Source organism: Kitasatospora sp. NPDC054939 (assembly GCF_053610105.1).
Map to the genome: position 1 here is coordinate 1 of NZ_JBSGXP010000317.1, position 1,104 is coordinate 1,104.

Here is a 1,104-nt window from a genome sequence, read left to right on the forward strand (position 1 = left end):
TATTTCTACCACTCCACTTTTCAACAAGTTGCTGCTCTTCTGTTTCAGACAGTAGTTGAATTTCTGAAATCGGTTGTTGTGGATTATCTATACAAGCTTTTAATAAGTTGACGAAGTGCTCTAACAGACGATGGATGGTGTCAGCATTGTATAAATCAGTATTAAAATCCATAGCACATAACAATTCGTCATTTCGTTCGGTTATGGTAAAACTCAAATCCAGAGCACTTGCTTTCTGTTTAAGATCATAATGCTCCATTGTTACACCATGAAAAGGCTCATTTCCATTATCTTGGGCCGTGAGATAGGTTAACATCGTCTGGAAGAAGAGATTATGGCTCATGTTTCGCTCTGTTTGTAACTCTTCAATCAATTTTTCAAAAGGAATATCTTTATGTGCAAATGCGCCAAAAGAAACTTTACGAGTTCGCTTCAACATCTCTGCAAATGTTGGATTTCCCTCTAAGTTGTTCCGCAATACAAGGGTGTTAGCTAAAAGACCAATTAAATTCTCCAACTCAGGACGATTACGGCTAGAAATTGAAGTTCCTACACATATATCCTCCTGACCAGTGTATCGATATAGTAATGTTTGATATGCTGCTAACGTCGTAATGAACATCGTCACGCCACTTTTACGGCTCAATTCCTTTAAAGCTATCGTAATTTCGGCAGGAATTGTTATACGCATTCGCTCTCCATTGTGTGTCATAACAGCCGGTCTAGGACCATCCAATGGCATTCTCAAAACTGGGAGTTCGCCATCTAATTTCCCCTTCCAATATTCCAATTGTTTGTGGTATACATTCTCTTTCATATTCTCCTGTTGCCAATGGGCATAATCAACAAATTGAATAGGAAGTGCAGGGAGTGTACCCACTTCTCCTTGTACATAGGAGTTATAAAAAAAGCCAAGTTCTTGGATTAAAGTCTCTAATGATATAAAATCTGCAATAATATGGTGAATTTTAAGCAGAAAAAGATGCTCTTCATCCCCTAATTGATACAAAGATAAACTTAAGAGTGGTCCTGTCTCTAACAAAAATGGTTTTTGTATTTCTTGATCCATTAGAATAGCTGCTTGAGACTCACGGTCTTCTATCC

Annotated in this window: 1 protein-coding gene; it reads right to left on the reverse strand. The window is 37.8% G+C overall.

All coding sequences use genetic code 11. The features are described from left to right. Positions 1-1,104: condensation domain-containing protein (locus ACWGB8_RS38625; protein ID WP_452218315.1), on the reverse strand; the 1,104-nt coding region annotated here is incomplete at both ends.